Origin of the sequence: Kutzneria sp. 744, from assembly GCF_000568255.1 — a bacterium.
In the GTDB taxonomy this organism is placed as follows: domain Bacteria; phylum Actinomycetota; class Actinomycetes; order Mycobacteriales; family Pseudonocardiaceae; genus Kutzneria.
In genome coordinates, this window is the sequence record NZ_KK037166.1 from 5012655 (window position 1) to 5019041 (window position 6387).

At 69.1% G+C, this 6387-nt stretch carries 6 protein-coding genes and 1 pseudogene; 2 read left to right on the forward strand and 5 right to left on the reverse strand.

All coding sequences use genetic code 11. From position 1 onward, the window contains the following. Nucleotides 1–217 (reverse strand): annotated as a pseudogene (locus tag KUTG_RS63825) (uracil-DNA glycosylase); the annotation flags it as partial. On the opposite strand from KUTG_RS63825, the gene KUTG_RS22350 reads away from it, so the two are divergent. Together KUTG_RS22350 and KUTG_RS66395 are read left to right on the forward strand one after the other, a co-directional pair. Continuing rightward, the gene (locus KUTG_RS22350; protein WP_043719296.1) at nucleotides 216–1673 is read left to right on the forward strand and encodes a S10 family peptidase; all 1458 of its coding nucleotides are present in this window, start codon (nucleotides 216–218) and stop codon (nucleotides 1671–1673) included. The pseudogene KUTG_RS63825 and the gene KUTG_RS22350 overlap by 2 nt on opposite strands. Nucleotides 1674–2474: 801 nt before the next feature. Then, nucleotides 2475–2783, forward strand: a complete 309-nt coding sequence (locus KUTG_RS66395; RefSeq protein WP_369794497.1) for a hypothetical protein — start codon at nucleotides 2475–2477, stop codon at nucleotides 2781–2783. Between the two features lie 160 nt (nucleotides 2784–2943). On the opposite strand, the gene KUTG_RS22360 is transcribed toward KUTG_RS66395, so the two are convergent. From KUTG_RS22360 to KUTG_RS22375, 4 genes are all read right to left on the reverse strand, one after another. Further along, complete coding sequence (locus tag KUTG_RS22360; RefSeq protein WP_043719298.1) at nucleotides 2944–3897, reverse strand: Ppx/GppA phosphatase family protein; 954 nt, start codon at nucleotides 3895–3897, stop codon at nucleotides 2944–2946. 18 nt (nucleotides 3898–3915) lie between these two features. Further along, on the reverse strand, nucleotides 3916–5055 hold the full coding sequence (locus KUTG_RS58825; RefSeq protein WP_157495596.1) for a lytic transglycosylase domain-containing protein: 1140 nt from the start codon (nucleotides 5053–5055) through the stop codon (nucleotides 3916–3918). Nucleotides 5056–5349: 294 nt separating this feature from the next. Then, on the reverse strand, nucleotides 5350–5820 hold the full coding sequence (locus tag KUTG_RS22370; protein ID WP_043730258.1) for a DUF501 domain-containing protein: 471 nt from the start codon (nucleotides 5818–5820) through the stop codon (nucleotides 5350–5352). A 20-nt stretch (nucleotides 5821–5840) separates the two neighbouring features. Beyond that, complete coding sequence (locus KUTG_RS22375) at nucleotides 5841–6185, reverse strand: FtsB family cell division protein (RefSeq protein WP_255360896.1); 345 nt, start codon at nucleotides 6183–6185, stop codon at nucleotides 5841–5843. Between the last annotated feature and the right edge of the window lie 202 nt (nucleotides 6186–6387).

Sequence of the window (6387 nt, forward strand, 5' to 3'; positions counted from 1 at the left end):
GGTTCGAGCCGTGCAGCGCCGGGGCCAGGCCGATCACCGCGATGCTTGCGTCGGCGGGGCCGAACCCCGGCACCGGCCGTGACCAGTACTCCTCGTCGCGCGCCCGGCTCTGCGCCGCCGCGCCCTCACGCCAGGCCACCAGCCTGGGGCACCGTCGGCAGTTGACGAGCTCGTTGTCCAGATCTCGTAGATCCACGGTGGTTAGGGTTCCACTCATGGCAGGCAACGACGAGCAGAAGCCCAGCGAAGACCCGACCGACGACCTGGCCACCAGCCAGCACTCGATCACCGTCGGCGGGCGGGCGCTGGAGTACACCGCGACCACCGGGCGCATCGTGCTGCGGCAGGAGAAGCACACCGACGGCGCCTTCGACGGCAACGTCGCCAAGGCCGAGGTGTTCCTCACCGCGTACACGCTGGACGGCGCCGACCCCGCGCGACGGCCCGTGACCTTCGCGTTCAACGGCGGCCCCGGATCCGCGAGCGTGTGGCTGCACCTCGGGCTGCTCGGGCCGCGCCGCGTGGTCAGCGGCGACGTCGGCGCGATGACCCCGCCGCCGTACGAGCTCGTCGACAACGCCGAGACCCTGTTGGCCGAGAGCGACCTGGTGTTCATCGACCCGGTGTCCACCGGCTTCTCTCGGGCCGTCAAGGGCGGCAAGCCCGAGGAGTTCCACGGCTTCGCCGCCGACATCGAGTACATCAGCGAGGTCATCCGGCTCTGGACCTCGCGTAACGACCGCTGGATGTCGCCCAAGTTCATCGCCGGCGAGTCCTACGGCACCACCCGCGGCGTCGCCATCGCCGAGCGGCTGCAGTCCAAGTACGGCATGTACTTCAACGGCCTCATGCTCATCTCCACCGCGCTGGACTTCAATGCCCTGGACTTCAGCGAGGGCAACGAACTTCCTTACGCCCTCTTCCTTCCCACCTACGCCGCCATCGCCCACTACCACGGCCTGCACGGCTCTCGCCCGCTGTCCGAGGTCGTCGCCGAGGCCGTCGAGTTCGCCAACCGGGACTACCTCTGGGCCCTCGTCCAGGGCTCCCGCCTCTCCGCCGCCGACCGTCAGTCCATTGTGGACCGCACTGCCGCCCTCACCGGCCTCTCCGCCGACTACGTCGATGCCGTCAACTTCCGTATCGAGCACATTCGTTTCTTCACCGAGCTTCTCCGCTCGCGGCGGCTCACCGTCGGCCGCATCGACGGCCGTTTCACCGGCTGGGAGGCCGACTACGGGCGTGAGCACTTCAGCCACGACCCCTCCATCAGCGCCATCACCGGTCCGTACGCCTCCGCGCTGAACCACTACCTGCGAGGGGAGCTCGGTTACGCCAACGACCTGCCCTACGAGGTCCTCTCCAGCCGCGTGCAACCCTGGTCGTACAAGGACTTCGAGAACGCCCACGTCACCACCGCCGACAAGCTCTCCTCCGCCATGCGCGCCAACCCCCACCTCCGCGTGCACATCGCCGCCGGCTACCACGACGGCGCCACCCCCTTCGCCGGCAGCGACCACGTCGTCGCCCACCTCGCCATCCCCGCCGAACTCCGCGCCAACATCGACCTCGCCTACTACGAGGCCGGCCACATGATGTACATCCACGAACCCAGCCGCCTCCAACAATCCGCCGACCTGGCCCGCTTCATCCGCACCTCCTCCAACCGCTAACCGTCAGGAAGGGCCCCTTACTGACGTTGAACGTCAGTAAGGGGCCCTTCCTGACGTTGAACGTGAGGATCGGTCCCTTGATCTTGGGAATCTGGAACTGTCAGGGGGTCAGGGCAGCATCGAGGCATGATTCGAGGAGACTGGGCGACCCGCACCGACCACCTGCTGCGGGCGAGCCGCGATCATGTGATCAAGGTGACCGACCTGATCAGGCTCGGCGTTCCGGAAGGCACTTCCTATCGACGATGTCAGCCTGGCGGACCATGGCGTTGGCTGCTGCCAGGAATAGTGATGCTTTCCAACGGCCAACCGACTACATACCAACGAGTTGTCGCAGCCCTCCTGCATGGCGGACCAAGTGCAGTGGTAACTGGAACCGAAGCGGCTCGCCGACACGGATTGCGACACGTTCCCGATGACGAGGCCGTCCACCTGCTTCTGCCGCACAAGAGTCGCGTCCGTAGCTCGGGGTTCGCCTTGGTGGAACGAACGATCCACATGCCGCACAGGGTGATGCGAGACGACATCCCACTAGCACCGGTCGATCGTGCGGTGCTCGACGCCGTTCGACGTTGGCGGGCGACAGACCCGGCTCGCGCATTGTTGACGGAGGCAGTCCAGCGCGGCAAATGCCGTCCCCCAGACCTCGTCGCCGAGCTCGACTCGGGCAGTCGACGGGGAACTGCACTGCCACGCCGTGTGCTGGAGGAAGTGTGCGCCGGCGCGAGGTCAGTCGCCGAGGCACACGCAATGCCCGTATGGCATCGAGCTGACCTACCCAAGGCAACATGGAATCAACCGGTGCACGGCGCGGACGGCCAGTTCATCGCGGTCCCGGACGCCTGGTGCGACGAGGTCGCACTTGCCTGGGAGATCGACTCATTCGAATGGCACTCAGACGCAAAGGGCTATGCCAGGACGGTCGCGCGCAACACTCGGTACACCGCCGCCGGCATCGTGGTGGTCCAGACGCTCCCGTCCCGGCTCCGCGATGACCCCGCCGGCGTGATCTCGGATCTGAGAGCCGCGTACACAACGGCGGCCGCAAGGCCGCGACCGCCGGTCACACTTGTAGCCCGAGATGACATCCCGCCACAGAAGGTGGTGTGAGCCCACTACGTCATAGACCGATTGCTTGCCCGGCCCTATGGGGGCTCTCGATGTTGAACATCAAGAGCCCCCATAGGGCCAAGATCATGGGACCAATCCTGACGTTGAACGTCAGGAAGGGGCCCTTCCTGACAAGCGGGGGCGCGCAGGGCAGCCGGGGTCAGGGGGTGAGGAGGGAGAGGGCTATGCCGTCGAGGATGTCTTTTTCGCTGACGGTGAGGTGGGTTATGGCGGCGTGGGTGGAGAGGTGGTCGGCGAGGACGCGCAGGACGATGGCGCCGCCGCCGATGACGTCCACGCGGCCGGGGTGGATGGTGGGGACGGCGGCGCGCTGGTCGTGGGTCATGGACAGGAGGCGGTCGCCGACGGAGTGGATCTGCTCGGTGGACAGGGTGGAGAGGTGCGTGGAGAGGACGTCGTAGCGGGGGAGGTCCTGCGCGACGGCGGAGAGGGTGGTGACGGTGCCGGCGACGCCGATCCACGTGCGGGCCTTGGCGACGGGGACGGCGTCGAAGGCGGACTGGAGGACGGAGGCGGCCAGGGCGGAGGCGGCGGCGATCTCCGACGGGGTGGGAGGGTCGGACAGGAGGCAGCGCTCGGTGATGCGGACGCAGCCGATGTCCACGGACTTGGCGGCCTCGACGCCGGACTCGGAGCCGAGGACGAGCTCGGTGGAGCCGCCGCCGATGTCGACGACGAGGAAGGGGCCGTCGGCGGGGTCGCAGTCGCCGACGGCGCCGGTGAAGGAGAGCCGGGCCTCCTCGTCGCCGGAGATGACCTCGGCCTCGACGCCGAGGACGTCGCGGGTCATGGCGAAGAAGTCGTCGCGGTTGGCGGCGTCACGGGTGGCGGAGGTGGCGACCATGCGCACGGCCTCGACGCCCTTGCGGCGCAACAGGGCGGTGTAGTCGACGAGGGCGACCCGGGTGCGCTCGATGGCCTCGGGGGCGAGCCGGCCGGTGGCGTCGACGCCCTGCCCGAGCCGGACGATCCGCATCTCGCGATGGACGTCCCGCAGCGAACTCGATCCGTCGTCCTGGACGGTGACGTCGGCGATGAGCAGACGGATCGAGTTCGTCCCACAGTCGATGGCGGCCACCCGCGAGTGCTTCATGCCGCCAACGCTAGTCGGTCAGCTGGCCACCGAGGTCGCGCTGGGGGTCGGCGAGTGCGTGGTGGTCGGAGTGGGGCAGCCGGGCGGCACAGGCGTCGTGGAGGTCGGCGCGGCGGTGCTGGTGGGCGTCGAGGTCGGCGTGGTGGGGCACGTCGGCGTCGTCGTCGTGGTGGTCGTAGTCGTGGTGGTGGTCGTCGAGGTCGAAGTCGACGTGGAAGTCGAGGTCGAGGTTGACGTCGACGTGGTGGTGTCGGTGGGCGTCGTCGTGGTGGTGCCCGTCGGCGTGGTCGTGGTGGTGCTCGTGGACGTGCCGGGGTCCGTCGGGGTGGTCGACGGAGGCGCGGGCGGCGCGGGCGGCGGGCCGACGAAAGGACCCTTCGGGATGGGCTGGACGACCGGGACGTCGGTCAGGTTCGGCAGCGTCTCGACGCCACTGGCGTACGAGGTGGCCCACGCCAGCACGTTGGCCACGTAGGCGTCGGAGTGGTTGTAGCCGAACACGGCGGCCGAACGCTGGGCCGGATTGCGCATGTCCCCGCCGCTGGCGCACAGGTAGTTGGCGGCGGCGAAGGCGGCGTCGTAGATGTTGTTCGGGTTCGCGGTGCCGTAGTTCTTGGCGTTGGAGACGGCCGCGTACTGCGCCCACGTGGCCGGAATGAACTGCATCATGCCGACGGCGCGGTCGTAGGTGGTGTCGAAGTCCCACTGGCCGTGGTCGGTGTCGTAGATGAGGGCGAAGCCGCCGCTGCCGTCGAGCCGGGGCCCGAGGATGGGCGAGAGGGTGTTGCCCTGGGCGTCCACGGCGCCGCCGCGGGCGTGGCCGGACTCGATACGGCCGATGCCGGCCAGCAGCGCCCAGTCCAGGTGGCAGTTGGGGTTGCGGGCGGCTTCGAGCTGCTCAGCCCGCTGGTAGGCCTGTAAGGCGGCGCCGGGGATGCCGAGGGGGCCGTTGGGCAGGCCGCCGAGCTCGGAGGAGCCGTCGGCGTGGGCCGGGTCGCCGATGTCGGTGTTGAGGTCGGGGTCGACGGTGTTCTGCTGCGGGAGCTGGCCGGTCGCGCCCAAGGGGTTCTTGGTGCCCTGCGCCGGGCTGGGCGTCGAGTGGGCGGTGTTCACCCAGGTGAAGGTGGCATCACCGGCGAGGACCAGGGGCGCGAGCATCGCGGTGACGGCCGCGGCCGCCCGCCATCGCCGCTGGGGTGCGACTCGCGCGGGCTTGGGAGTCCGGGCTCGAACGCTGTGCACACCCACGCGGATCCACGCTCCTCGTCTCGATCACATGACCCAGATGCGATCGTTGCCTACACGCCGTTAGCTCACGGTCAGCCTGCCCCAGACCCGGACGAGTGTCACTTCGTTGACGGATATTTGCACCTCGGGGAGGCATGACTAGCCCATATGGTGCACACAGCGTCACCAGAGGTGTCACCAACGTACAGCTATTGGTGGGTGACGTCAGGCGCAGTCGCCGGCCGGCCAGTCCGAGGCCAGTGCGGCGAGGGCCTCGTCGCCGAACGGGTTGACGCCCGGGCCGCAGGCGAGCGCGTGCGCGATGTGCACGTGCAGGCACTTGACCCGGCCGGGCATGCCACCGGCGCTGACCTCGGTGCCCAGCGAGTCGATGGCGTCGCGCTCGGCCAGGTACGAGCGGTGCGCGGCCAGGTACCGGGCCGCCAGCTCCTCGTCCTCGGCCAGCCGCGCGGTCTGCTCCCGCATCATGCCGTCCGCCTCCAGCCTGCTGGCCAGCGCGGTCAGCCGGGGGCAGGTCAGGTAGTACAGCGTCGGGAACGGCGTGCCGTCCTCCAGCCGCGGCGCGGTCTGCACGACGGAGGGGTGGCCGCTGGGACACCGGTGCGCGATGGCCCGGAGCGCGCGCGGCGGACGGCCGAGCTGCTGGGCGATCACCTCCCGGTCCAGCTCGGTGATCGCTTCCCTGATCCCCGCCGTCACGAGCCACTCCCGGTGATCGAATCCCACAACTGATCGAACCAAGGCCGGCTCGACGCCTGCTGCTGCGGCGAGCCGTGCTGGCCGCCCTGCTGCCCGTCGCCGGGCAGCTGCACCGTGTACGGCGTCTCCCCCGGCATCACCATGCCCAGGCGGCTGCGCGCCTCGGCCTGGATCTGCGCGGGGTCGGCCAACTGCTGTTTGCGCTGCTCCAGCTGTTCGGCCTGCTGTTGCAGCTTGGCCTGCTGGGCCAGTTCCTGCTGCACCTGCGCGTGCTGCGTCAGGTACGTCCGCAGCGGCACCGCGATGGACAGCGCCAGGGCGCAGACGACCATCGCCAGCACCGCGGCCTGCCTGGTGGCCGACAGCCCGAACGCGCCGCCGGTACGGGTACGGCCCGTGTCCTGGCGGGACGTGCTCCGGCGCGGCCGCGGGGCCGGCTGGTCCTGGCCGGGGTATTCTGGTGTAGTGCTAGAAAATGGGCTAAGACACCAAGGATCTCTGGAAGAGTGAAGACGTTCCCACACTTGTCAGGAGAAAGACAGG

What these genes read in the sequence shown, in the direction of transcription:
- KUTG_RS22350 (WP_043719296.1), top strand. Translation starts at nt 216, where the DNA reads ATGGCAGGCAACGACGAGCAGAAGCCCAGCGAAGACCCGACCGACGAC.
- KUTG_RS22360 (WP_043719298.1), bottom strand. Translation starts at nt 3,897, where the DNA reads ATGAAGCACTCGCGGGTGGCCGCCATCGACTGTGGGACGAACTCGATC.
- KUTG_RS58825 (WP_157495596.1), bottom strand. Translation starts at nt 5,055, where the DNA reads ATGCTCGCGCCCCTGGTCCTCGCCGGTGATGCCACCTTCACCTGGGTG.